At 67.6% G+C, this 24,783-nt stretch carries 20 protein-coding genes and 1 tRNA gene; 11 read left to right on the forward strand and 10 right to left on the reverse strand.

What is annotated here, in order from left to right; all coding sequences use genetic code 11:
- Positions 1 to 157: 157 nt before the first annotated feature.
- From ACFQQD_RS12010 to ACFQQD_RS12020, 3 genes are all read right to left on the reverse strand, one after another.
- Positions 158 to 2,815: a LuxR C-terminal-related transcriptional regulator gene (locus ACFQQD_RS12010; RefSeq protein ID WP_378089621.1), complete on the reverse strand. Its 2,658-nt coding sequence runs from the start codon at positions 2,813 to 2,815 to the stop codon at positions 158 to 160.
- Positions 2,812 to 5,337, reverse strand: coding sequence for a LuxR C-terminal-related transcriptional regulator (locus ACFQQD_RS12015; protein ID WP_378089623.1), 2,526 nt, complete (start codon positions 5,335 to 5,337; stop codon positions 2,812 to 2,814). The genes ACFQQD_RS12010 and ACFQQD_RS12015 overlap by 4 nt, the downstream gene beginning before the upstream one ends.
- Before the next feature lie 524 nt (positions 5,338 to 5,861).
- Positions 5,862 to 5,933 (reverse strand) — tRNA-Gln (locus tag ACFQQD_RS12020).
- Between the two features lie 182 nt (positions 5,934 to 6,115).
- Here ACFQQD_RS12020 and ACFQQD_RS12025 point away from each other — a divergent pair.
- From ACFQQD_RS12025 to ACFQQD_RS12065, 9 genes are all read left to right on the forward strand, one after another.
- On the forward strand, positions 6,116 to 6,703 hold the full coding sequence (locus ACFQQD_RS12025) for a UGSC family (seleno)protein (protein ID WP_378089625.1): 588 nt from the start codon (positions 6,116 to 6,118) through the stop codon (positions 6,701 to 6,703).
- Positions 6,700 to 7,818, forward strand: coding sequence for a hypothetical protein (locus ACFQQD_RS12030; protein ID WP_378089627.1), 1,119 nt, complete (start codon positions 6,700 to 6,702; stop codon positions 7,816 to 7,818). The genes ACFQQD_RS12025 and ACFQQD_RS12030 overlap by 4 nt, the downstream gene beginning before the upstream one ends.
- 85 nt (positions 7,819 to 7,903) lie before the next feature.
- Positions 7,904 to 8,749, forward strand: coding sequence for an SDR family NAD(P)-dependent oxidoreductase (locus ACFQQD_RS12035; RefSeq protein ID WP_378089629.1), 846 nt, complete (start codon positions 7,904 to 7,906; stop codon positions 8,747 to 8,749).
- 78 nt (positions 8,750 to 8,827) lie between these two features.
- Positions 8,828 to 9,685 carry an IclR family transcriptional regulator gene (locus ACFQQD_RS12040; protein ID WP_378089631.1) on the forward strand — a complete coding sequence of 286 codons (858 nt, stop codon included), beginning with the start codon at positions 8,828 to 8,830 and terminating at the stop codon, positions 9,683 to 9,685.
- Between the two features lie 413 nt (positions 9,686 to 10,098).
- Complete coding sequence (locus ACFQQD_RS12045) at positions 10,099 to 11,154, forward strand: ABC transporter permease (RefSeq protein ID WP_378089634.1); 1,056 nt, start codon at positions 10,099 to 10,101, stop codon at positions 11,152 to 11,154.
- A 221-nt stretch (positions 11,155 to 11,375) separates the two neighbouring features.
- Positions 11,376 to 12,161 (forward strand): ABC transporter permease, encoded by a 786-nt coding sequence (locus ACFQQD_RS12050; protein ID WP_378089636.1) that lies wholly within the window; start codon positions 11,376 to 11,378, stop codon positions 12,159 to 12,161.
- Positions 12,158 to 13,066, forward strand: coding sequence for an ABC transporter ATP-binding protein (locus tag ACFQQD_RS12055; RefSeq protein ID WP_378089638.1), 909 nt, complete (start codon positions 12,158 to 12,160; stop codon positions 13,064 to 13,066). The genes ACFQQD_RS12050 and ACFQQD_RS12055 overlap by 4 nt, the downstream gene beginning before the upstream one ends.
- A complete protein-coding gene (locus ACFQQD_RS12060; protein ID WP_378089640.1) occupies positions 13,056 to 13,832 on the forward strand; it encodes an ATP-binding cassette domain-containing protein in 777 nt (258 codons plus the stop codon). The genes ACFQQD_RS12055 and ACFQQD_RS12060 overlap by 11 nt, the downstream gene beginning before the upstream one ends.
- A gap of 98 nt (positions 13,833 to 13,930) precedes the next feature.
- A complete protein-coding gene (locus tag ACFQQD_RS12065; protein WP_378089642.1) occupies positions 13,931 to 15,523 on the forward strand; it encodes an ABC transporter substrate-binding protein in 1,593 nt (530 codons plus the stop codon).
- A 24-nt stretch (positions 15,524 to 15,547) separates the two neighbouring features.
- On the opposite strand, the gene ACFQQD_RS12070 is transcribed toward ACFQQD_RS12065, so the two are convergent.
- From ACFQQD_RS12070 to ACFQQD_RS12090, 5 genes are all read right to left on the reverse strand, one after another.
- Positions 15,548 to 17,398, reverse strand: coding sequence for an ABC-F family ATP-binding cassette domain-containing protein (locus tag ACFQQD_RS12070; protein WP_378089644.1), 1,851 nt, complete (start codon positions 17,396 to 17,398; stop codon positions 15,548 to 15,550).
- Positions 17,399 to 18,364, reverse strand: a complete 966-nt coding sequence (locus tag ACFQQD_RS12075) for a 4-(cytidine 5'-diphospho)-2-C-methyl-D-erythritol kinase (RefSeq protein WP_378089646.1) — start codon at positions 18,362 to 18,364, stop codon at positions 17,399 to 17,401.
- Positions 18,361 to 19,302, reverse strand: a complete 942-nt coding sequence (rsmA, locus tag ACFQQD_RS12080; protein ID WP_378089648.1) for a 16S rRNA (adenine(1518)-N(6)/adenine(1519)-N(6))-dimethyltransferase RsmA — start codon at positions 19,300 to 19,302, stop codon at positions 18,361 to 18,363. The genes ACFQQD_RS12075 and rsmA overlap by 4 nt, the downstream gene beginning before the upstream one ends.
- 85 nt (positions 19,303 to 19,387) lie before the next feature.
- Positions 19,388 to 20,410, reverse strand: a complete 1,023-nt coding sequence (locus ACFQQD_RS12085; RefSeq protein ID WP_378089650.1) for a transglycosylase family protein — start codon at positions 20,408 to 20,410, stop codon at positions 19,388 to 19,390.
- Between the two features lie 178 nt (positions 20,411 to 20,588).
- The gene (locus tag ACFQQD_RS12090; RefSeq protein WP_378089652.1) at positions 20,589 to 21,596 is read right to left on the reverse strand and encodes a TatD family hydrolase; all 1,008 of its coding nucleotides are present in this window, start codon (positions 21,594 to 21,596) and stop codon (positions 20,589 to 20,591) included.
- Positions 21,597 to 21,685: 89 nt separating this feature from the next.
- Here ACFQQD_RS12090 and ACFQQD_RS12095 point away from each other — a divergent pair, with 89 nt between their 5' ends.
- On the forward strand, positions 21,686 to 22,300 hold the full coding sequence (locus ACFQQD_RS12095) for a low molecular weight phosphatase family protein (RefSeq protein WP_378089654.1): 615 nt from the start codon (positions 21,686 to 21,688) through the stop codon (positions 22,298 to 22,300).
- Between the two features lie 3 nt (positions 22,301 to 22,303).
- On the opposite strand, the gene pth is transcribed toward ACFQQD_RS12095, so the two are convergent.
- Together pth and ACFQQD_RS12105 are read right to left on the reverse strand one after the other, a co-directional pair.
- Positions 22,304 to 22,927, reverse strand: coding sequence for an aminoacyl-tRNA hydrolase (gene pth, locus ACFQQD_RS12100; RefSeq protein WP_378089656.1), 624 nt, complete (start codon positions 22,925 to 22,927; stop codon positions 22,304 to 22,306).
- A gap of 9 nt (positions 22,928 to 22,936) precedes the next feature.
- On the reverse strand, positions 22,937 to 23,548 hold the full coding sequence (locus ACFQQD_RS12105; RefSeq protein ID WP_378089658.1) for a 50S ribosomal protein L25/general stress protein Ctc: 612 nt from the start codon (positions 23,546 to 23,548) through the stop codon (positions 22,937 to 22,939).
- Positions 23,549 to 23,755: 207 nt separating this feature from the next.
- On the opposite strand from ACFQQD_RS12105, the gene ACFQQD_RS12110 reads away from it, so the two are divergent.
- Entirely contained in the window at positions 23,756 to 24,775 is a 1,020-nt protein-coding gene (locus tag ACFQQD_RS12110; RefSeq protein ID WP_378089660.1) for an AAA family ATPase, read from the forward strand.
- Positions 24,776 to 24,783: the final 8 nt, after the last annotated feature.

Genomic DNA, 24,783 nt, shown 5'->3' on the forward strand with positions numbered 1-24,783 from the left:
GCGTACTCGATTCGCTCCCGGGAAGCACGTGCGAGGTACCTGTCGGCTCCCTACGGTTACCCGTGTGCCGCACCGAAACCGCCCTACCCGCGAAGTACCGGTACTGACCGGTACCCGTCAGTACTGGTCAGTGCCTGTCAGTACTGGTCTGTGCCCGTCAGTACTGCAGGTCGCGCAGTTCGGACCGGTCCGTGATGCCGAGCTTCGTGAACACCCGGTACAGGTGACCCTCCACGGTCCGCTGGGAGACGAACAGCTGATCGGCCACGGCGGCGTTGCTCATACCGCGGGCAGCCAGGTCGACGATCTCCTGTTCCCGGGCGGTCAGCTCACCCAAGGCCATGGCTCCGGCCACGAACGGCGGAAACACCACGCCGGCCTGGTTCTGCAAGCGTTTCAGCCGGCGCAGTACCTCGCCGCGACGACGGAGGTCGCCTGCCTGATGGTGCACCAACACCAGGCGAGCCCAGCACAACGCTGCGGGCAGGAGTTGGCCCTCCGCCGTCGTCGTTTCGGCCGCCGCTGCCAAGGCCCGAGGGTCCTGCCCCAATGCGGGATCCATAACCCGGGCGATGGCGGTGGCCCGTGGCCCTTCGGTGACCGCGGCTACCGCATGCAGTTCCTCGAGCAGCGTTCGGTCCACCGCCAATGGATCCCGGAGCAGGATTGCCGAGTACAGGATCTCCTGGCGGATGACGGGAAAGATCTCTAAGGCCGGATCGTCGAGGATGCGACGCCACATCGGGATATCCTCTCCCGCCGCGTCCGCGTTGAGCTCCTCCACAATGCTGAAGCGGGCCAACGCCAGCAACCACCGGCTCCGGGCACCGTACTGCGGCTGGCGAGCACGTTCCTCCACGGTGGGATTCGGCGCGCCAACCGTCAATGCTGCCAGGTCCGGGGCCAGCAGCGCCTCTACGAACGGCAGTAGCTGGCACGGGTCGGAGGCACGCAATTCGATGACGGCGTCCTCGCGACGACGAGGCCCGTGGGCCGGCTGTCCAGTTGCGGACTCCACCAGGTCCCGCAGCGCCAGGACAGTGCCGGAGCGGTGGTGCCATTGACGTGGTTCCAGGTCGTCTTGAGTTTCGAGAACACGAGTCGCCTCCTCCAGGTGTCCGCTCACCAAATAGCCGATGACCAACTGCACCAGCGCGTGAAGGCCGAATCGTGCCGAGAGCTTGGGGGCGGCCGAGGCCCGGTCATAGGCCTCCATAGCTGCCGGCATCGCCGACGTCGCCCGTCCCTTCATCGCCAGAACGTCAGACTGCAAGAGCAGCATGATGACTCGCATGCCGTCCGACGTGGCCGGATCGTCCATAGCCCGCTTGCAGGCGTCGAGCAGGGAGTCCCTCTGTTCGACTGTGCCATCGTCCACGAGGAGTTCGACGACGCCCGCCACAGGGCCGTCCATCACCGTCGGCTCTGGATGCTTCGCCAGCATGCGGGAGATCAGCATCGGCAGTGCCTTCCCGGGTTCCGCGACTTCCCCGCTACGCACGTGTTCCACTGCCAGAAGAGAAAGCACTTCAACGGTGAAGTCTGCGTCCACCGATCGGACGGCCAGATTCTCGAGCTCCGTCCGGCCCGCCCACGTGCGTCCGCCCATCAACATCAGTTCTGCCATCAACAGTGCGGCCCGAGGGCTGCGATCCTCTGCCAGGGCCGGGGCCAGAGCACGAGCCGTGGGCCAATCCTTGAGCTGCAAGGCACGGTAGCCCGCATCGATGATCGTCTCGACCGGAAGGACGTGTCCGCATTCCAGAGCCCAGAGCACGCTGCGCGCAGTGCGGTACTCCGGCGCGTTTCCGCCCACGGCTCGCCATCGATTGAACAGAGCCACACTCCGTCCCGGAGGAATGCACGCCCGCAGGACTTCGGCGTGGATGGCCGCAGCCAGCCCCACGGAGTCATGGCCAGTCTCCCGGAGGAATCCCGCCGCCAACAGTCCCTGGACGTGCTCCCCGGTCACCGCGCGCACCACGCCCCGGGTGAGCTGACCGGCCAGTGCCACGATGTCCAGCGTCTCCCGTTCTCCCGGTAACAAGGTGGCATGCATCGATTCCACCGTGTCGATCAAGCGGGCATCCGGGTCGGGGGCGGGCTCCAGCAGGATCCACGGCGCCGGCCGGCCTGGCAGCACCGCTCCCCCGGGCGCACGTACCAGAATGCCCTGCTCCCGAGCCGAGGCGAGGTAGGCATTGATCAGTCTGGGGTTGCCTCCGGTCATCCCGTGGATCGTCTTCACGGTCCCCTCCGTGAGGGGACCTTCCAGTATCTGTTCACATTGGCGGCGCACGCGCTGTGGGTCGGCCGGCTCCAGGTGAATGGTTCTGAGCACTCCGGTGTCCGCCAGAGCGGCGATCCCTGATTCCCGCCCGAGAGATCCGCTGCCGATGGCCACCAGCTTCGCAGCACGGTTCTGCACCAACTGGGCCAGGACGAAGGCGCTGGCCGCGTCCAGGAACTGGGCATCGATGACGACGATGACCGGTTGGGCACCCAACTGCTGGAGGGCACGCAGCACCTCGACCGGCGCTGAGAGCTCGGGCAGGGCCGTCAGCAGTGGTGACAGCGCCCCGTAGGACACCTCTCGCAGGTTCAGACTGCACTGCACTGAGAGCACGTCCGAGGTTCGGTCAGTGAGGGCCAGTGCCGTCTGCACCAGGGACGATTTGCCCATCCCAGGTCCCCCGAGGACCACCGCGCCGGCATAGTGGTCGCCTTCAAGAACCTCCACGAGTGCTGAGACATCCGGCGTGCTGCGGGGCAGAACTCTGGCTTCGGCCATTCGACCGGACTTCTGCGCCGTCATGGCACCTGCCGACTGGATGCGTGGGCGGCGGCCAACCGGGTGAGCTCGACGCGGCCCTTGAGCTGAAGTTTCGCGTAGATCTGGTACAGGTGTCCCTCGACCGTTCGAATCGAGATACCGCTGACGCGAGCGATCATCGCGTTGGTCTTGCCCTCCACCACCAAGCGGGAGATCTCCCGTTCGCGCCGGGTCAACTCCCTCATCCACACCGGATCGGCAGTATCGGCGTCAACGTCCGGCGCGTCCGGACGCCGGCCCGGCACTGCAGGGACGGAATCACCGATCCGGCGCAGGACCTGCGGCGGGAGGTCCCGCAACAGCTCGCTGTCCAGTTGGACGAGATGGCCGGGATACCCGGCTGCGGCCAGGCCTTCCAAACCCTGGATCAGCAGGTCCTGGTCCCGCTCCAGCACGGACCGTGCCAGCAGCAGGTTCGGCCCGGAGTAGGCGGTCTGCGTCGAGGCCGCGACGTCGGCCAGCCGGGGGGCCAGTCGCAGGTCGCCGAACTCGAAGGCGCTGGCCACAGCGGCGAACTCGACCGCATACACACCGTCGGTCCCGGCACGGTCGGCGAGGGCCAGCATCCGTGCGGTACGGGCCTCGTCCGAATGAATGTCACCTGCGGAATAGGCCAACAGCAGTTCAGCCAGCCAGCCCAACCGACCCAGTGACTGATCCGCCGACTGGCCCAGGTGGCCACCGAGCTGGGCGTCCAGCATCTGGGAGGACTCCACAGCGCCGCCGTCGTGCCGACGGGCCCTGCAGAACACGGTGACGGCACGGGCCAACTGCAGGTCGTGCGGATCGCCGACCACTTCGAGCTGGGCGACCAACCGGCGGGCCCGTTCCTCCGCTCGGTCGAGCCGACCCGTCAAGGCCTCGATGGTGGCCAGAACGAGGTCGGCGAACTGGACCGCGTGGGCATTGCCGTGCCGCCCGTCGATCACGGCTTCGGCGACATCCCAACAGGGCTTGAGGTGTCCGCTGACGAGCAGGATGGCCATCATGGACTCGGCGAACAAAGCCCGCTCGAAGCTGCTGACCACATCATTGACAATGCCTCGGGTCCGGAAGCCGCTGAGTTCCCGGTCCAGCCACCCGATGATCTCCAGAGCGCCGCTCTGGTCGTCGGACATGGCCAAGACCTCTGCGCGGGTGAGCTGAGCGCGGCAGCGGATGGCCTCGCTGGTGAAGCCGGGGCCATGGGTTCCAAGGAGCTCTGGATGATGTTCGGACGGGACCAGGTCCAGGCGCGCTTGGGCCTGACGCAGGTCCCCACGAGCCAGCGCGACGCAGGCTCCCAGGACGTGCAGAGAGGCCGAGCCGACCATTGGAGAGTTCTGCACCACCGATTCGGCCCCCTCGAGATCGCCCACGGCGATCCGAGCACGGGCCTCTGCCCAGGCCAGATGGCGCAGAGCGGGCCGGTTAGCCGTCAGGCTGCTCGCGTCCGAGCGTGATTTCGTGGTCCAGCGGGCTTCCGTGAACAAGGACACCGCCTCATGGACGTTCCCGTTGGCCACCAGTTCGTCGGCTCGGCGCAGTACTCCGAGATAGCCGGGGTCGAGCGCTTCGAGGGTGGAATCGAACTCTCGGCGACGGTCCGGCTCGATGGCCGCCAGCACTTCGGCCGCTTGCGCCGCGGAGACCTGGGCGAACCGACCGCTGTGGTCGTTGCGAAGCTCAAGGGCGCCGTCGCGGTGCAGTTCGTCGATCTCCGTGGCGTAACCCGTGTGGATGAGGTCGCTGATGCGCATCGGTCCGCACACCGACAGCATCTCCAGTAGAGCTCGCTGCCGGGGTGGAACGTCCTTGAGCAGCATGGAAGCCAGCCCACCGGATACCGGCCGTGGCAGCGGACCCGGAGCCATGACCCAGCAGGCGTCCGTGCGGCGGAGTTTGCCCGAACTCATGCAGTCAAGAGCCAGCTGACGCAGCCGACTGACGGACCCCTCACTGTGCCGCCACAGAATGGTCGCGGCGAACCGGGACACGGAGCCACCGACGATCTCGTCCAACAGGCTCTGAGCCGCAGTGGGGGTCAGGGGCCGGACCGTGATGCCCGCGAGTATTCCAGAACGCATCAGCGCCGCCAGATCCACCGGAAGGTCCGTCGGCCGGTCACAGTGCACCACCAGGGTGAGGCGATTGATCTGAGCCAACTGGGTCAGCACCGTGATGGTGCCCGCATCGATCTGGTCTGGGTGAGAGACGATGACGATGGCCGGTGGTTCATGAGCCGGACGCAAGAACTCCGCAAGGGACCGGACCATGCCGTGCAGAGTGGGCGCCGGCGGCTCCGCCAGCCCGGAGAGCAAAATCGACAGCGCCCCGTAGTCGGTCGCGGCGGCGAAGGGGCTGCCGTGGAGTCGGTAGATGGAGCGCTCCGGTGAGACGTCGGCCAGGGCAGCTTCGATCGTCTCGCGGCGGTCGCCGACCTCTCCGGTCAGAATGGCCCCGCCCGGGCCACGTCCACTGAGGATCGTCCCCAGTGCGCGGGTCGCTTCATGAGGCGTCTCCATCCAGCGACCGTCGCTGCCCGGGTCCAACCACGTCAGATCCAGGGGTGAGGTCTTTGGAGCGGGCGCAGAGATGGCTGACGTGGTCGGCGTTGTGGTTCCTGCGGTGGTGGGTGCTGTGGTCGTCGATGCGGGGGCGGGTGCTGTGGTCGTCGATGCGGGGGCGGGTGCTGTGGTCGTCGATGTAGCGGTCGATGAGCGGGTGAGATCGGTGCGAGCGAGTGCGGTTTGAGTATGAGACGAGTGCATGCCGGGGCCTCGAGATAGATCGATTGAGGGGATGGTGAGGGGATCGAAAAGATGCCAGACAGAGACAAAAGGGAGCACAAACCGGAGGGGGATCCGGACTGGCCGCAGGGGGATACGGCCGAAAAAGGGGGAATACACCCTAGCGTCAGATCTTATGGATCACCCCGGCAAAGGGGAAGGGTGTCCTCACCGAGAGTCATATTTGCCGGCGAGGTCGAACCTCGGCGACGGCTAGGCCATGAGCCGTGGACGGCAGTCGCTGGACAACGGCGCAACAGTTCCGCCCATAGGATTCGAACCTATACTGCACGGCTCCAAAGGCCGGCGTGCTGCCGTTACACCAGGGCGGATCGGTCAACGGGGGACCAGCCCCCTATTCTTCCACAGAGTCCGCCCCTGCTCAGCTTCGGGCCGCGGGGGTGCTGCCGGGTCCACTTTCCGTCGCGTGGAATCACCGACGCAGGATGGCTGCTCGCGGGGACATAGTGGCCGAACGAGACCGCGGCAGAGGCCGCGAGGACGGAGGAGCGCCATGACCGCTGGAATCCTTGACCCGACCCTCAGCAGCGCCGACGCCAACGCCGGCACCCCAGACCACACCACGTCCGCCAGCCGGCACGCCCCGGCGGCGATCCAGCCGAGGCGCATCGACAGTCTCGATGGACTGCGGATCGGTCTGTTGGAGAACACCAAGCGCAACGCTGCGCAACTGCTCGACGCGGTCGGTGCGGTGTTCGCCACCGAGGACCACGCCGAGTTGACCCGCTTCACCAAGAAGGACTTCGCCATGCCATTGTCCGAGGACATGATGGCTCGGCTCACCGAGGAGTGCGACGCCGTGGTGATCGGCATCGGCGATTGCGGCTCCTGCAGTGCGGCCGCCGTCGCCGATGGGATCGCTCTGGAGGCTCGCGGCATTCCTGCGGCCGTGGTGTGCACCGAGGCCTTCGAGGTCACCTCCCGGGCCATGGCCAGGATCAAGGGTCACGAGGATTACGACTTCCTCCTGATGCCGCACCCCATCGCGAATCTCACGGCTCAGGACATCACCGACCGCGGCCGAGTCTTGGCCTCTGAGGTGCGTGGCAAGCTCGTCGGCGTCGTCGGCGCGGCCGCATGAGCGCATCGCACGCCCCTGTCTCGGCCGATGAACTCGCGGGGCTCCGTGCACGCGATGCCTCCACGTCCGGAGCGGACGGCACCTCCGTACCCGAGGCTCTGTTGAATCCGGAGGTCGCTCGTGCTGTGGCCGAGTACTTGTTCGAGCGTGGCTGGTCGGATGGCTTGCCGGTGTTGCCGGCCACCGAGGCCGTGGTCGACGAGTTCCTCAAACACACCGATCGTGACCCGGAGGAGATCCTGGCCGGCCTGCCGCAGCTGGACCGGGTGGCCACCGTGCGGGACATCGCCCTGCATGCGGCCATGGCGGGATGCCGCCCCGACTATCTGCCCGTCGTCCTGAGCGCGTGGGAAGCCTTGTCCCACGAGCGCTCCGCGCGCGGCGGCGGGTGGCAGTCCACCAGTGGCCCCGCTCCCTTGGTGATGGTCAACGGACCCATTCGCCACCGGCTCGGCATCAACTCCACCGGCGGAGTGTTCGGTCCGGGCTTTCGCGCCAATATGACCATCCCCCGGGCCCTCGGCCTGACCGTCCGCAATGGCTTCGGGGTCGTGCCCCAGGAACTCGAGCAGGCGACCCAGGGCGTCCCCGGACGGTGGACGATGTGTCTTGGAGAGGATGAGGAGTCGAGTCCTTGGGAACCGCACAGCACTGAGGCCGGCGTCGCCTCGGGGCAGGACGCGGTCAGCGTGATGCTGGTCCGCACCAGCGAGTTCATCGACAACCGGTCCTTCCGCACCGTCGACGAACTCTTGGAGGACTTCGCCGACACTCTGCAGCGGATGGGCCCGTGGATTTTCCGGAACAGCTCCGCGGTGATCGTGATGAACCCCGCCCACGCCCAAGCACTGGCGGACGCGGGGATGTCCCGCGACGACGTTCGCACCTGGCTGGCTCGTCGATCCGGACGGACGGAGGCCGAGCTGTCCCGCGTGGGCAAGGGCCTGAGTGACCGCCCCTTCGGCCCCTTCGATCCGGATCACTTCCACCCGGTGCTCGCCGAGCCGACCGCCACCAACCTGCCGATTCTGGTCGCCGGCTCGCCCAATGCGGCGATCTCCATGGTCGTCCGGGTCTTCAGCACGTGGTCGGGCCGGGCCTTCCCGATCCACTGACATTCCCTCAGCACGTTCCATCACCCGTCGTCACCGCACCTATGCCCCTGTGCACCCACACACCCGCCCCGAGGAGTACCCCACTGTGAGCACCACTGAGACCTGGCCCGCCCCCGTTCAGGATGAGATCGCCCAAGCCGAACTCACTCCCTGGTTGAAGGACAAGACCGCGGTGGTCGCCGGCGGCGGATTGAGCGGACCGGAGGGCGGGGTCGGTTTCGCCATGGCGTGGCTGTTCGCCCGTGCCGGCGCCCGGATCGCGGTGCTAGACCGCGATACCGACGCCGCCCAGCGGACGGTCGAGGCCATCGAAGACGCCGGTGGACAAGCCCAGGCCTTCGCGGTCGACCTCACGGACGAGGCCGACGTCCTGGCCACAGCGGACCGGGTGCTTGACGCGTTCGGCGGGATCGACGTCGTCGGGAATTCCGTGGGCGGTGGCGGTATCACCGGCATTTTCGAGACCACTATGGAGGACTACCAGCGCGCCTTTGACGTGAATCTGGGCACCGCCCTGCTGCTGATGCGCGCCGTGCAACCCCATATGAACGACGGCGGCGCCATCATCCACGTCTCCTCGGGCGCCGTCGAGGGTCGCGGCCCCGGATTGCCGTACACGCTGGCCAAGACGGCGTTGGAGAAGCTCTGCGTGGGGGCGGCCGCGACCCTGGCGCCCCGGGGCATCCGCGTCAACTGCATCCGGGTGGGCATGATCTGGGGAGCGTTCGCCGCCCGAGGTCTCACCCAGGAGCGGCGCGAACTCCGTGCTCGGAGCGTGGCCATGCAGAAGGAGGGGAACGTCTGGGACATCGCCTCGGCGGCCCACTTCCTCTGCACGCCGGCGGCCCGCTGGATCACCGGTCAAGTGCTTCCCGTGGACGGCGGCGGCACCGTGGCGCCGAATGCCGGGCAGGCCGGCTCGTCGTCCTGATCATCTGCCCTGAAATGAGGTTTCGGGTGATGGAAGTTCGCTGACATCCCCGGCATCGGGCGGTAATCTTTCGGCACCATGAAGCACCGTCCCGTCGATATCAACAGCGTACGCAGCAGACTCCAGGCCGCACCGACCGGGGCTCCGAAGCGGACGGCCGCTTCTCGCGTCCTGTCACTGCTCGATGCTTTCGGCGATCGTGGCGAGCCGATGACCCTGTCCGACATCGCCCGGCGTGCCGACCTGAGCCTGACCACCACTCATCGCCTGGCCCACGAGGTCCTGGAGTGGGGCGGTCTGGACGTCGACGAAGACGGCCGATACCGGCTCAGCCGGAAGATCCTGGCGCTGGCCAGCGCCTCCACGGAGGACCTGCGCATCCGAGAGCTGGCCCTGCCCCACTTGGTGGAGCTGCATCAGCGCACCGGCCTCACCGTGAACCTCTCCGTCCGCGAGGCGGACGACGTGATGTACCTTGAGGCGCTGCGGGCACACCCGAACTACACGGGACAGAACAGAATCGGCGGGCGGCTGCCCCTGCACGCCACCGCGACGGGTCTGGTGCTCTTGGCCTACGCCGACGCCGAGGAGCAAGACGAGTACCTGACCAAGCCCCTGAAGCGGTACACCGAGAGGACCTGTGCTCGGCCCGAGGATCTACGCGCCACCTTCGAACGGGGCCGGCGCGACGGCTTCATCCGAACCGACGGCGCCCTGGCCCCAGGAGCCGGCTCACTCGGGGCACCGGTGCCGGATGCGACCGGGACGGTGGACGTGGCCGTGGGAGCCATCTACTCCCTGAAGAATCCCGAGCCCCATTGCCTGGCCGACCTGGTCCGGGCGACGGCACATCGGATCTCCCGGGCCCGCATCGAGCGCCCCACTCTGGACCAGCGCACCATCAGGTTCAACCGAGTCCAGGCCGGACTGGCCTAGCCCCGGCTACCTCTCTCCCCTCCACGGCCATTGCCCCGCGGCGGTGCGGCGGCCGCGTTATTCGTGCCCATCCTGGCCCCTCGCGCGGATAATACGTGCGAGCGGTCAGGATCGGCACGAATTGGCGTATCCGGACGCGGCCAGACGCACGGCCAGCCGCACTGAGGCGTCGTGATACAGCACAGTGAACTGCCCGGTCGACCGCCGCGGCCAGTCCAGCTTTTCCAACGCATGGAAGGGCTTGAGTGGCCCGCGTCACACCTCCCCCAGACTGTGAGGACACCCGGTCCGGACGGCTCAGGTCCACCTCAGTCGACAGGCTGGGGCGGCCTGCTGCTATGTAGCACTGCGCAGAGCTGTGCAGAAACGCGCCTGTCCAGGACCGGCCGAGGACCACCGCCGAGGAGATGCCGATGAAGGCTCGACTGATCCACTACGGCAGATTATTGCTGTCGTCATTCATTTTGTTCATAGCCGTGATCACCGTGCTGTTCTTCTTGTTGGAGATGGCACCGGGTGATCCGATCCAGACTCTCGTCGGAGACGTTCCGCTCTCCGAGGCATTCCGGGAGCAGATCACGGCGGCCTATGGCCTCGACCGGCCGGTGTGGGAGCGGTACTTCCGGTACCTGGGCAATGTGCTCAGTGGAAACCTGGGGTACTCCTTCGGAACCAACAACGAACCGGTGCTGGGTCTGATCCTGGATCGGGCCGGGAACACCCTGGCCCTGGCGGTCCCCTCCTTCCTGATCTCCACCGTGGGCGGCATCGTGCTCGGCTCGATCGCGGCTCGGACCCGCAAGCGGTGGCTGGACGGCGGCATCTCCGGCGGCTCCGTCGGCCTGTTCTCGGTACCCAACTTCTGGTTCGGCATGCTGCTGATCCTGGTCTTCTCCATCTGGCTCGACTGGTTCCCCACTCAGGGCAAGAGCTCGTACGGGATGCCCGGCATCGAGCTGGAGTATCTGGTGCTTCCGGTGATCACCATGGCCACCACCGAGCTGGCGTACAAGACCCGCATCATGCGCTCCTCGATGATCGAGTCCCTCGGCCAGGACTTCGTGGACACCGCCCGCTCCAAGGGGCTGTCCTCCTCGCAGGTGCTCTGGCGCCATGCGCTGCCCAACGCTCTGCTGCCCATGGTCACGGTGTCCGGTTACAGCCTCGGATTCATCCTGGCCGGTTCGGTCCTGGTCGAGCGGGTCTTCGGCTGGCCCGGCATGGGCCTGCTGTTCATCGACGCCATCAACCGCCAGAACAACATGGTGATTCTGGGCGTGGTGATCCTGCTGACGGTGGTGATCATCGTGGTGAACATCCTCACGGACGTCGTCTACGGCCTCGTGGACCCACGGTTGCGAGCCCAGTTCGCGCCCTCACGAGCCAAGCCGAGGCAGGAGAGGCAGGACCGGGACGGCAAAGACACCAGAGACCCCGCAGACCAGAACAGCGATGAGGTGACGGCATGACCCAGCAGGAAACCCGAGCGGTCCCCGAGCCCCGGGCGGGCGCGAGCGCAGTCGCAGCCGACCCAACGAATCCCGTGGATCCAGTGAGTCCGGGACTCTATTCGGCAGACGCGGCGAGCACAGCGGTCCAGCCGCCGTCACCGCCGGCGGCTGCGGGCCGACGTCGTACCGGCGCCCAGGAGCGATCGCCCTGGCGAGTATTCCTCCGCAAGCCCAGCACCATGGTTTTCGTCCCTCTGCTGGCCGTCTTCGTGCTCATCGCCGTCGTCGGCCCCTTACTGGTCGGAGATCCCGCTGCGACCGGGTTCGAGAAGCTGCTGCCGCCCACTGCGGAACATCTCCTCGGCACCGATCATCTCGGTCGTGACTATCTGGCCCGCGTGGTCCACGGTGGCCAGATCTCCCTGTTGGTCGGCTTCAGCGTGGCCGTGCTCTGCATGACCATTGGTCTGGTGGTGGGCGGTCTGGCCGGCTTTCACGGCGGGTGGATGGACACGGTCATGGTCAAGCTCGCCGAGTTCTTCCAGGTGCTGCCCGGCATCGTGCTGGCCCTGGTCGCCGCGGCCCTTCTTGGGGCGAACGTCTTCATCATCGTGGCCATCCTCTCGGTGACCATGTGGCCAGCCGTGGCGAGGATCGTGCGCGCCGAAGCCATGCGGATCTCTCAACTGGGGTACGTGGAATCCTCCAAGGCCGCGGGTTTCCGTAGCGTGCGCATCATCTGGTCGGACGTGATCCCCAACGCCATGCCTCCCGTGCTGGTGGCCACCAGCATGACCGTGGGACGGGCCATCCTCATCGAATCCGGACTGGCCTACCTGGGCATCGGCGATCCAGGCCGACCCTCGTGGGGCGCACTGCTGAACTCCGCGCAGGCCTACATGCGCGACGGTTGGTGGTTGGCCGTCGCCCCCGGCCTGTGCATCTTCCTGGTGGTCCTGGCCGTCAACATGCTCGGCGATTCCCTCAATGACGCCTACAACCCGACCGTGGGGAGAGTGAAATGACCACCTCGGCACATGAGTCCACCGGCACGCCCGGCCACCCCCTCGTGGAGGTCACCGGACTGAACGTGGTGCTGCCCACCGGCGAGCGCAGCGAGGTCGAAGCCGTCAGCAACGTGAACCTGGTGATCCACGACGGCGAACGGGTGGGTCTGGTCGGCGAGTCCGGTTCCGGCAAGTCCGTCACCGGCCGCTCGATCGCCGGCCTGCTGCCCACCTCCCCGAACGTCCGGGTGACCGGTTCCATCCGGATCCGCGGCAAAGAGATGGTCGGCGCCCCCGCGCGTGATTGGGAAGAGGTCCGACGGCGGACGGTCGGGATGATCTTCCAGGATCCGCTCACCTTCCTGAACCCGACGATGCGGATCGGGCGGCAGGTGGCCGAGTCCATCCCGCCGAGCCGCCACCACAAGGACCGCAGCGCACGCGAACAGGCGGTCCACCGATTCCTGAGCCAGGCAGGGCTGCCGGATGCGGAGCACGTGGCCGCTTCCTTCCCCCACGAGCTCTCCGGCGGTATGCGGCAGCGGGTGTTGATCGCCATCGCCATCGCCAAGCTCCCCTCGCTCGTGCTCGCCGATGAGCCCACGACCGCCCTGGACGCCACGGTGCAACAGCACGTGTTGCGCACCCTGGACGAGTCCGTCGCCGAACTGGGCACGTCTCTGATGCTCATCTCCCACGACTTGGCCGTGGTGGCCGGGATGACCGATCGCGTCTACGTCATGTACGGAGGCCGGATCGTGGAGGAAGGGCCCACCGAACGAGTGCTGGCCGAACCGCAGCACGCCTACACCCAGGCACTGCTGCGCAGCGTGCGCAGCCTCACCGACGACGACACCGAGCTGTATTCCATCCCGCTGGCCCTGCGCCGGCAATTCTCCGAAGAGGTGCCCAGTGCTACTTGAGGCGGTTGAAGTCTCCAAGACCTTCCGGTCGCGCCGGACCGCGGCTCCGGTCCATGCCGTCCAGAACGCGTCCCTGCAGGCGCGGCCGGGCGAGTTCATCGCGATCGTCGGTGAGTCCGGTTCGGGCAAGTCGACCCTCGCCCGGATCCTGCTCGATCTGATCGAGCCCACCTCCGGGTCCGTGCAGTGGGACGGGCAGGAGATCAGCAGCATGGACCGGGCCGAGCACCAGGCCTACCGGCGGAATGTCCAGGCCGTCCTGCAGGACCCGGCCGGCTCCCTCAATCCCCGCAAGCGTGTGGTCCAGGCGATCGGAGAGGTGATCCGCCTGCACGGCATGGCCCGCTCCAGCGCCGACGTCGGCCGTCGAGTGGCCGAGGTCCTGGACCTGGTGGGCATGACGCCGGGCCGGGACTTCATGGACCGGTTTCCCCATGAGCTCTCCGGCGGCCAGCGACAGCGCGTGCTGATCGCCCGGGCCATCGCGCTCGATCCGAAGATCATCGTGGCCGACGAAGCCGTCTCCGCGCTGGACGCCTCCGTGAAGGCCGGCGTACTGGCCATCATGGCCGACCTGAAGGAGCGACTCGGTGTGGGCTATGTGTTCATCACCCACGACCTGCCCGTGGTGCGGAAGGTAGCCGACCACGTGTACGTCATGCGTCACGGACGGATCGTGGAACACGGCCCCAAGGACGCCATCTTTGCCGATCCCTCCCATCCCTACACGCAAGAGCTTCTGGCTGCGGCCCCCGCTCTGCCCTGACGCGGCTATCCACCAGCACGACCCATCGCTCCAACCAGCACAACCTCCAGCTCAAACCAGCACGACCCCCATGCACGACACTGCAGAGAGGCAGCACCATGCAGACAGCACACCAGAGACGGTTCGGCCTGACGGCCATGCTCGCCGCCGGGGCCCTGGCCCTGAGCGCGTGCGGCGGAGGATCCGCCGGAGGCGGCGGCGATGGCGACCGCGTGTACGTCCAGGCGATCGCGGATGACCCGATGGGACTGAACGCCCAGTTGGTCAGCGGGGCCACCCCCTCGATGTTCAGCGCACAGATCCTGGATCCGCTGATCTTCATCTCCAAGGATTTCGAGCTCTCCCCCGGCCTGGCCGAGAGCTGGGAGCTCAGCGAGGACGAACTCGAGCTGACCCTGCACCTGCGCGAGGGGGTGAAGTGGCACGACGGCGAGCCCTTCACCGCGGAGGACGTCGCCTTCAACTTCGAGGAGATTGTGCCGCTGCAGTCCTTCGGCGCGCAGATCGGTGAACGCCTGGAGGGGGCGGAAGTCGTCGACGACCACACCGTCATCGTGAAGTTGAGCGAACCCTACGGTCCCTTGCTCGAGACGGTGGCGGCCCAGTTCATGGTGCCCAAGCATGTCTACGAGGGCACCGACTACGTGACGAATCAGGCCAACATGGAGCCGATCGGCACCGGCCCGATGAAGTTCGCCTCCTATGACTCGGGCGAGCAGATCACGCTCGAGGGCAACGAGGATTACTGGGGCGGTGAGGTCCAGGTCGACCGGGCCGTCTATCCCATCATGACGGACCCGAACAGCCGTGCTGAGGCCCTCTTCGCCGGCGAGGTGGACCAGGCATCTCTCGACGTCTCCCAACAGGATCGCGTGACGGATGACCCGAACACCATGTTGCTGGAGGACAGTAATTTCCCGCAGGACGTCACGGTCATGTTCAACGCTCAGAGCGAGTACCTGGAGGACCCGGAGGTACGTGCGGCGGTGTTCTCCGCCCTGGACCGTCAGGCCATCGTGGACACCGCCCTGGGCGGTATCGGCACTCCGGCCAACGGCTTCTTCCCGGAGAACATGGACTGGGCCCTGAGCCCCAACGTCGATTTCTCGGAGGACTTCCCTCGGGACGTCGAGGCGATCAACGAGACCCTGGACGAGGCTGGTTTCGAGCGTGGCTCGGACGGAACCCGTTTCACCTTGAACGTGCGGTACATCAACGAGCTCTCTGATGTGGCCGCCACCGTGGAGATGGCTCAGTCCATGTTGGAGGAAGTCGGCATCGACATTGAGATGCAGGGCACCTCCGGCGCCGTGTTCACCGAGAAGGTGTACACGGAGAGCGAGTTCGACGTGGCCTTCCTGCGCTCCACCGTCGGCGCCGATCCCAGCATCGGCATTGTCCGCTGGTATGAGTGCAACGATCGGAAGGCGGCCGCTGCGAACCCGTCCGGGCTGTGCGACCCGGAGATCGACGAGGCGGCGGCGGACGCCCTGGCGACCACCGATCAGGAGGAACGCGGCGAAGCGTTCATCAGGTTGCAGGACCGTGCCGAAGAGCTAATGTACTACGCGCCGGTGGCGTGGTTCAACGGGGCCTTCCCCACCGTCAACACCTCGCGGTGGCAGGGCCAGGATGAGCCCGGGCCCATGACCAACCGCATGCCCTGGACCACCATGACTTTGGCGGAGTGAGGTAGCGGACGAGCCGGAAGCGGCCTAGCTCTCGGCGGTCTCCCCCGCTTCGAGCCAGGCCGTTTCCGTCTCCTCCTGGCGTTCGTGGAGTCTCTGCAGCTCCGCATTGGCTGCCGCGAGGGCCTCGAAGTCGCCCGACTCGGACAGGGTGGCCATGCGCTCGTGCAGTGCGGCCTCTTCTGCGGCCAACTTCGCCAATTGCCGTTCGAGTTTGGCCGCTTCCTTGCGAGCGGCCCGTTTGTCCGCCTCGCTGGGTCCGTGGGTGCTCGCACCCGCGGACCCAGCAGTCTTCGTGGCCGAGTTCGCGGGCGAGTCCCGGGAAGAGTCCTGGACGGAGTCTTGGGCGGAGCGCAGCTGGAGATACTGTTCCACTCCCCCGGGCAGATCGCGGACCTGTCCGTCCCCGAGCAGCGCCAGCTGATGGTCGGTGACGCGTTCGAGCAGATAGCGGTCGTGGCTGACGACCACCAGGGTTCCGGGCCATCCGTCGAGCATATCCTCGACCGCGGCCAGGGTGTCTGTGTCGAGGTCGTTGGTCGGCTCGTCCAGCATGAGCACATTTGGAGATCCCACCATCAGCCGCAGCAGCTGCAGCCGCCGGCGTTCACCGCCCGAAAGGTCGGCCACCGGCGTCCATTGCCGGTTGGTGCCGAACCCGAGTTGCTCCAGGAGTTGGCCCGGGCTCTGTTCCTTGCCCCCGACCTGGAACGTGTTGCCCTCGCGGGCCATCACCTCGGCCACGCGCAGGTGCGAGACCTCGTCCAGCTCGGCCACGTCCTGAGTGAGGATCGCCGTCTGCACGGTCTTCCCGCGCCGCACGCGCCCGGCCTCCGGCGCGATCTGTCCGTCCAACAGTCGCATCAGGGTGGACTTGCCCGCTCCGTTGACCCCCACGATGCCGACTCGCTCTCCCGGAGCCAGCCGCAGCGTGACGCGGTTGAACAAGGTGCGCCGGGCATCGCCGTCGGGCTCGGAGTCCGGGACGGGCACGGAATAGGTGACGTCCTCCAAGTCCAGGACGTCCTTGCCCAGCCGGGCGGTGGCCATCTTCGCCAGCGAGACCGAGTCGCGTGGCTCCGGCACATCGGCGATCACCGCGTTGGCGGACTCGATGCGGAACTTGGGCTTGGACGTGCGGGCCGGAGCACCACGGCGCAGCCAGGCCAGCTCCTTCTTGACCAGTTGCTGCCGCTTGTTCTCGATCACGGCGGCCGCCCGGTCGCGCTCGGCACGGGCGAGCATCCAGGCCGCGTAGCCGCCGTCGAAGGGCTCGACCGTGGCGTCGTGGACCTCCCAGGTGCGGGTGCAGACCTCGTCCAGGAACCAGCGGTCGTGGGTGACCACCAGCAGTCCGCCGTCACTGGCCCGCCAGCGCCTCTTCAGATGCTGGGCCAGCCAGGCCACGCCTTCCACGTCCAGGTGGTTGGTGGGCTCGTCGAGGAAGATCAGGTCATCGTCGCCGGCCAGCAGCCTCGCCAGCGCGGTGCGGCGTCGCTGACCGCCCGAGAGGGTGCCGACGGTGCGATTCCAGTCCAGGCCGCCGAGCAGGCCCTCCATGACGTCGCGGATCTTCGGGTCCGAGGCCCACACATGGTCGGCCACATCGCCGACGACGGCGCGGCGCACCGTGGCGTCCGAGTCGAGGTCGTCGCGCTGGTCCAACACTCCCAGGGTGGTGCCACCGCGGCGAGTGACGCGGCCGCCGTCGGGATCGAGCTGGCCGGCCAGGATGCGCATCAGGGTGGACTTACCGTCTCCGTTGCGACCGACCAGGCCGATCCGGTCTCCCTCGTCGATCCCCAGGGACACGGAGTCCAGCACGGTGCGGGTGCCAAAGGACATGCCGATGTTCTCGGCGCCGAGCAGATGAGCCATCTACAGCACCCTAGCCCCGTGAACGGGACCGTGAACCGCCACGGCCGCGACCCCGGTGCGGTCCTCGATGCGGGTGGCCAGCTGGAACGACTCCTCGGCATTGCGAGCCAGGAACATGAGGGTCGGTCCGGAACCGGAGACCTGCCCGGCCAAAGCGCCCTCTTCCAGACCGATGTCCAGCATCCCGGACAGCTCGGGCACCATGGTGGCGGCGGGCACCTGCAGGTCGTTGGCGATCAGCAGCGCGAGTTCCTCCGCATTGCCCGTGGTCAGTGCTTGAACGAGTTCACGGTCGACCTCCGGATCGGATTCCGGCACCGGCAGCGCCTCCTCCTCGCGCAGCCGGTCCAACAGCCCATACACCTGTGGCGTGGCCAGACCGGTGGTGGCCGGCACCAGGACGAAGTGGAGGGGATGGCGGGCCAGCAGGGGCGTGAGCTCATCGCCCACCCCCAGCCCGACGGCGGCCCCACCCATCACCGCGAAGGGCACGTCCGCGCCCAGGGGCGCGCTGATCTCGGCCAGGGCCTGACGGGAGAGTCCGGCATCCCACAGAGCGGCGCAGGCGACGAGGGCGGCCGCGGCATCGGCGGAACCGCCTCCCATTCCGCCCGCGACCGGGACCTGCTTGGTGATCTCCAGGTGTACTCCGTGCTCGGCAGGATCCAGTTCCAGGTGTTCACGGAGCCGGACCGCCGCCTTCACGGCGAGGTTGGAGGAGTCGACCGGGAAGGCGTCCGGGTCCACGAACGCGCTGGAGGACTCGCTCAGGGCGACCGTGATCTCCCCCTCCGAGCGCGGGGTGGCTGTCACCTCTTCAATCATGGACACCGCGAGATACACGCTGGCCACCGGGTGGTAGCCGTCTGCTCGCGGAGCCCCGACGCGCAAGGACAGATTCACTTTGCCCGGGGCTTGGGCCGTGGCATGGCGGAAGAGCCGGCCGGTCGTCGCGGGCTGGCTCACGGGGCGACTCCTTCGGAGGTGCTGTTGGAGGTGCTGTTGGACGTGCTGTCGGATCGGTGCGCGGCGATGCGGGCGAAGTCCTCGATGCCCAGGACTTCACCGCGGGCTCGGGGATCCACATCGGCGGCCCGCAACGCGGCTTCCGCGGCGGCCGGACTGCCCGCCCACGTCGTCAGGGCGGCGCGCAGAGTCTTGCGACGTTGGGCGAAGGCGGCGTCCACGACGGCGAACACGTCCCGGCGGTCGGCCGCGGTCTCGGGAGGGGTGCGTCGGGTGAAGGACACCAGCCCGGACTGGATGCTCGGGGCCGGCCAGAAGACGTTCTTGCCGATGGTTCCGGCCTTGCGGACCTCGGCATACCAGGCGGCCTTGGCCGAAGGGACTCCGTAGGTCTTCGACCCCGGAGGCGCTGCCAGCCGGTCCGCGACCTCCTCCTGCACCATGATGAGGCCGTGCTCCAGCGTGGGCAGTTCCGCCAACAGGTGCAGGAAGACGGGGACGGCCACGTTGTAGGGCAGGTTCGCCACGAGCGCGGTCGGGGCCCCGGCGGCTTGGGCGGGCCGCACCGCATCGAGCTCCGCGGCGCTCACCTGCATCGCGTCGGCGGTCAGTACCGCCAGCCGAGCTCCGGCCCCCGGACGGAACTCCTCGACCGTCGCGGGGAGCCGACCGGCGGGAACGGGATCGATCTCCACGGCGGTCACCGCTGCGGCGGCGTCCAGCAGACCCAGCGTCAGCGAGCCGAGACCGGGCCCGACCTCCAGCACGTGTTCGCCGGTGCCCGTGTTCGACGCCGCGGTGATCCGCCGAATGGTGTTCGGGTCGATGACGAAGTTCTGGCCCAGAGTCTTCGTGGGTCGCAGGTCCAGTTCCGAGGCCAGCCGCCGAATATCAGCGGCGGAGAGCAGGGGGGCATCGGGAACAGTCACGCAGTCCATCCTACGGTGAGAGCGGACACCAAGAGCCCGCCGTGGCGGGCCCTTGGGGAAAACACAGCCGGTGCGACCGGCGCAGCCAGTGCGATCAGCGCAAGCCGAGGCTCGCCGAGCATGCCGGCCAGTGACCCCAGCCGCCGTTGGCGCGCAGCACCTCGGCGGTGGCGACCTGCTCGGCGGGCGTGGCCTGGTGCGGCAGCGGGGCGTACTGCGTACCACCGGCGCCGGCCCACGAGGAGGCGGAGAACTGCAGACCGCCGTAGTAGCCGTTTCCGGTGTTGATCGACCAGTTGCCACCGGACTCGCACTGAGCGAGGGACTGCCAGACACCGGAGCCGGACGGCGTCGAGGATTGTGTGGAGGACTGGGAGGAGGACTCAGACGGCTCGCTGGAGCTCTCGGCCTGCTCCGGTTCCGCGGCGGGCTCTTCGGCCGGCGTGGGCTCCTGGGTCCCGACGGCGATGCGGCGGTCGACCGGTTCGCGGACGATCTCGGTGGAGGCCACCTCGCGGTCAGTCTCCTGACCGTCCACAGTGGTGATGGTCCACGTGGTGTTCTTCTGACCCGCGCGGCCCTCGTCCAGAACGGTGGTGCGACCCTCTGCGAGGTCGTCGTCCTCGACCTCAATGGTCTCGAAGGGGACGTCCTCGGTCGTCGTGGTGGTGGAGGTCTCCACCCGCTGGACGGTCACGTCCACGTCCTCGGTGATCTTGGTGTCCCGGGAGGGGCTGACCTTGTCGTTGTCGTCGACGTCGACCTGGCCGTCGCTCAGGGCCTCGCCGATCGTGCCGGCCACCGTGGCGAAAGACCGCTCGTAGCCCCCGGAGGTCACGGTGACGACCTTGGGCAGCTCAACAGCAGTCACCTCCGAGGCACGATCGAGGTTCAACACTGACGAGCTGAGATCTGCGGCGGCGCTGGACTCGCCCTCGACGCTCGAGTCGCTCACTGTCGTCGTGCTGTGCCCACCGGCTGCAGCAGCGGAGAGCTCGGCTCCGCGCTGGGTGGCCACGAAGGCCACCAGTCCGCCGACCACCAAGGCCAGTGCGGCAACCTGCGCGATCACCACGGCGAAGCGCCGCGTGGTTGTTCGTGTCCTGACTCGTGCCATGAAAGTGAATATCCAGTCGTCGTCTTCTCCGGCTGCGAGCGCGGAGTCCGGGCTCTGAGGGCCCTGGCGCGGGCACCCGATGAGACCCGATCCGGCCATTGAAGACTCAAGGATAACGGCCAGATAACGAAGATATCAAATCGGTTACGGAGGCCCGGATGATCGCGGGCCGACCTGATCAGCTGGCGACGGTGGAGAAGTCGCCGTACACCCTTTCAGTATTGGCGCTGATGGAGGCCGCGAGAACGTCGGCGTCGACGCCCCTCGTCTCGGCCATCCCCCGCACGGTGTTCGGCACCAGATACGGGGCGTTCGGCCGGCCTCGCCACGGGTGTGGGGTCAGGAACGGCGCGTCGGTCTCCACCATGATCAGGTCATCGCGGGCCGCGGCCAAAGCCTCCCGCAGCCCGTCGTTGGCCTTGAACGTCACCGGACCGGCAAAGGACATGTACCAGCCGTGCTCATTGCAGAGCCGGGCCAGTTCGACGTTTCCGGAGAAGCAATGGAACACCACGGTCTCCGGGCGGTTCGGCGTGTCCAGCAGGATGCGAACGACGTCCTCGTGCGCGTCGCGATCATGAATCTGCACGGCCTTGCCCAGCCGATGTGCCAGATCCAGGTGCCAGCGGAAGGACTCCTGTTGCGCACCCACGCCCTCGGGACCCGTGCGGAAGTAGTCGAGCCCGGTCTCTCCCACGGCCCTGACCCGAGGGTGTGCGGCCAGTCGTTCGATCTCGTCCAGGGCGGCCTCGAGGTGTCCGCGTTCGGCGAGCCGGGCGGCGTCGTTGGGATGGATGGCGACGGCCCCGAGCAGGCGGGGCTCGGCCTCGATGGCCTCAATGGTGAAGCGTGCCGACTCCACGTCGCAGCCGACCTGGACGGCCCCGGACACCCCTACCGCGGCGGCCGCGTCCATCGCCTGATGGACATTGACCGAGACCAGACCGTCGCGGAAGTCCAGGTGCGTGTGATTGTCGACCACGGACACCCGGAGCGGTTCGGGCGCCGGCGGGTATTCCAGGCGGCGTTTGCGCCGAGTGTTCTCCTCGGCCGGGTCTCGCCGTCGTTCCCCCGGATGCGCAGCACCGGCCGTCTCTGGGGTTGTCGCGGGTCGGTACGCGGTGGGGACGTCCTCGGAGCCGGTCTCGCGGCCGGCGTCGGGACCGGATTCACGGTCTGGGGCCATGGTCCTCATGCTAAACGCGCCGGCATTAGCATGTGGGAACAAGACTCGCGTCCTCCTGAGCCTGCATCCCCACGCGAAAGGCGCACTGAATGACTGATCCGCACGCCACGGTGCTGTTTGTCTGCACGGGAAACATCTGCCGCTCCGCCTATGGCCATCACCTACTGACCCAGCAGTTGGAGCAGTCCGTTCCCGGCCGGTACCAGGTCACCTCGGCGGGTACGCAGATCAATCCCCGATTGGTGGTGCCTCCACAGATTACGGCGCTGCAGCGGGCCTCGACGCTGCAGTCGCTCGCCGCGCACTCCCCCACTCAAGTCTCCGGGCGCACGGTGCAGAAGGCAGATCTGGTGCTGGCCGCCACGGCCGACCATCTGCGCTCGGTCCTCGGGGAGACACCCGGCGCCCTCAGCCGGTCCTTCACGATGCTGGAGTTCGGAGCCGCAGCTCAGGCCGTGGCCGAGGGGACGGTGCCGGCATGGCCCGGCCCCGAGTCGGACTCCTCCACGCTGCCGGAGAACCTGCGTTCGCTGGCCCGCCATCTCTCGCGTCACCGTCCGACCGTGCGGTCGTCAATGGATTCGATCGACCTTCCCGATCCCTATGGGCGCGAAGACGCCGCATACCCGGCCATGGCCGCGGCGCTCGAGCCGGCCGTCGATCGGATCACCGACCTGCTGGTGGACGTGGCTCGGCGGAGCTGACGCCTAGCGGCTCGGAGCCGGGTGGAAGCGCTGCTGCGCCTGCTCGAGCGATGAGCCGGCCAGCTCGACGACGGCGTCGGCCGCGCGGTCCAGGTGCAGGGGCAGCACCTCGCGCTCGGTGGAGGAGAAGGGCCGCAGCACGAAGTCCGCGGGCGGCTGCCGTACGGGGGGCCGGCCGATGCCGACGCGAACCCGAAAATAGTCCTTGGTGCCGAGCACCTGGGAGATCGATTTCAGCCCGTTATGGCCGCCTTCGCCGCCGCCGCGTTTCAGCCGGAGGGCGTCGAAGGGAATGTCCAGTTCATCGTGGACCACCACGATGTGCTCAGGGGTGATCGAGTAGAACCGAGTCAGGGCGCCCACGGGACGCCCGGAGACATTCATGTAACTGGTCGGCTTCGCGAGAACCAGTTTGGGACCACTCGGCTCGGTGCGCGCGGTCCCGACGGCGGCGCCCGCCTTGTGCGCCGTGAGCCGGACACCGAGGCGCTCGGCTAGGGTGTCGACCACCATCGCTCCGACGTTGTGCCGGGTGCGGGCGTAGTCGGGCCCGGGATTCCCGAGCCCGACCACGAGCCACGTGGACGCCGACGGAGACGGGCTCCGTTCCGCATCCGATGTTGTCATCGTGAGAGATCAGCCCTCGGAGGACTCGTCGGCCGATTCCTCGGCGGCCTCGCCCTCGTCACCCTCCGTCTCGCCCAGGTCCTGGACGGCGAGCTCGGAGACGGTGGCGATGACGTGGTCGTCGTCCAGCTCCAGGGTGGTGCCGGCCGGCAGCGTGACGTCGGCGGCGTAGACGTGCTCGCCCGCCTCGTGGCCCTCGATGTCGATGGAGACGTACTCGGGCAGGTGCGTGGCCTCGGCCAGCACCGGCACGGTGGCCTCTTCGAGGTTGAACGTGGTGCCGGGCGCGGCCTCACCGTTGACGTGGACGGACACATCCACCACGACCTTCTCGCCGCGGGTCACGGTGATCAGGTCCAGATGCTCCACGGTCTGCTTCAGGGCATTGCGCTGAATGTCCTTCGGCAGGACCAGGTACTCCTGCCCCTCCCGCACGAGCGTCAGCAGCGCGTTGGGGTTACGGACGGCCAGCGTGGTCTCCTGGGCCGGCATCAGCAGGTGCACCGGGTCTCCGCCGTGGCCGTAGACGACCGCGGGGATCAGACCGTCGCGGCGGGCCTGCCGCGAGGCGCCCTTGCCGAAGTCTTCGCGCAGGGTGACGGGGATCTTGGTATCGCTCATGGGTATTCCTCCTGTACTTCATCTTCCGTGGCCACCGTTGGTGACCATGGGCCTTCCAGGCAGGAATTCGCCGAACTTGCGGCGGCCTCGTCGATCACGGAGCTGAGAGCTCCCTCGCCTGGGCAACGCCGACCATCCTACCAGTAGGCTGACTATCACGGGGAGTACAGCACCATCATCGCACCGGCCATCGCACCAGGAGGATTCGTGGACCAGCCGAACGAGCCCATTGGCCCGGAAGAGAGTTGGTCGGACGAGAGTTGGTCGGCCGGAGGCGAGCGGCTGACGGCCACGACCCAGGCCATGCTCACAGCCATGGACTCCGTGATCGACGGGAAGCACCAGGCCGTCAGGACCTCTCTGTTGGTGTTGTTGGCCGGCGGTCATCTGCTGGTCGAGGACGTTCCCGGCGTCGGCAAGACCCTGCTCGCCAGGGCCCTGGCCAAAACCGTGGGCGGTGTGGTGAACCGCATTCAGTTCACCCCGGACCTGTTGCCGGGCGATGTCACCGGCGTCTCCGTGTTCAATCAGGACCGCCACACCTTCGAATTCCGGCCCGGACCCGTCTTCGCGAATGTGGTCATCGGAGACGAGATCAACCGGGCCTCGGCCAAGACCCAGTCGGCCCTGCTGGAATGCATGGAGGAGCACCAGGTCACCGTGGACGGGACCACCCACCCCCTGGAGGAGCCCTTTCTGGTGGTGGCCACCCAGAACCCCGTGGAATCAGAGGGAACCTACCCACTGCCCGAGGCTCAGCGTGACCGCTTCATGGCCCGGATCGCCCTGGGCTATCCGGACGTGGAGGCCGAGATGCAGATGTTGCGCACCCACCAGAGTTCTCTGCCCTCGTCCGCCCCGGTACACCGACTCGCCCCGGTGACCTCCACCCGCGAGGTGCTGGCCATGATCGACGCCGTCTCCCGAGTCCACGTCGCGGAGCCGGTGGCCCGCTACGTGGTGGACCTCGGCCGGGCCAGCCGTGAGCACCCGGACGTCCTGGTCGGCGCGAGCCCGCGATCATTGCTCCAGCTGCTGCGAGCCGCCAAGGCGGAGGCGGCGGTCAGTGGACGCTCCTACGTCACACCCCAGGACGTCGCCGAGGTGGCCCCCGTGGTCATGCCGCACCGTCTCATGCTCCGGCGCCGTTCCATGGAGGAGTCCGCGCAAGCGGAGGCCATCACCGCGCGGATCCTGCGGACCGTTCCGGTTCCGGCCGGGTCCTGAATCCAGAC

The sequence above is a fragment of the Citricoccus sp. GCM10030269 genome (assembly GCF_042665635.1).
GTDB lineage: Bacteria > Actinomycetota > Actinomycetes > Actinomycetales > Micrococcaceae > Citricoccus.